This is a genomic window from Gangjinia marincola (assembly GCF_039523415.1).
GTDB lineage: Bacteria > Bacteroidota > Bacteroidia > Flavobacteriales > Flavobacteriaceae > Gangjinia > Gangjinia marincola.
On the sequence record NZ_BAAAFG010000011.1, the window covers coordinates 1 to 537 of the forward strand.

At 42.6% G+C, this 537-nt stretch carries 1 pseudogene; it reads right to left on the reverse strand.

The features are described 5' to 3' along the window. Nucleotides 1-537, reverse strand: a pseudogene (locus ABD000_RS04630) (hypothetical protein); the annotation flags it as partial.

The following is a 537-nucleotide window of genomic DNA, read 5'->3' on the forward strand; positions in this document are numbered from 1 at the left end:
GAGCATCATCAAAACTAATGGTATACGTACCATTACCACCTGTTCTTTCATTAATGGCAATATAACGATCGTCCCCTGTACCTGTAAACTGACCACCAACGGTTGATAGAGTAATATCTGTAGCCCAAACATCTGAATCTAAAAATGCCTGTTGATTCCCTGTTCCTGCACTACTCCCATTTGTATCCCAAGTCCTGATTACACCACATTCTACTACATCAAAAATCCCATCATTGTCATCATCAACATCGTCGCTGTTTTCTACCACATCATTGTCAAAATCTTCGATAGTACATACTGTCAAGACATTTGCATCAATCACCATCGCATTCGTACCGGGATAACTTGCTGCTATGACACTCCCATCAGGATTTGTTGCAGGAGGCACTCCGGTACCGTACTCACCGCCATCGCCACCATCTGCAGTGGGATCACTGTAGGCCTCATTGGCATCACTACAACCATCATTATCACTATCCAGATCATAACAATCCAACAAATCATCACCATCGGTATCTACAGTAACATTGGCTTTTA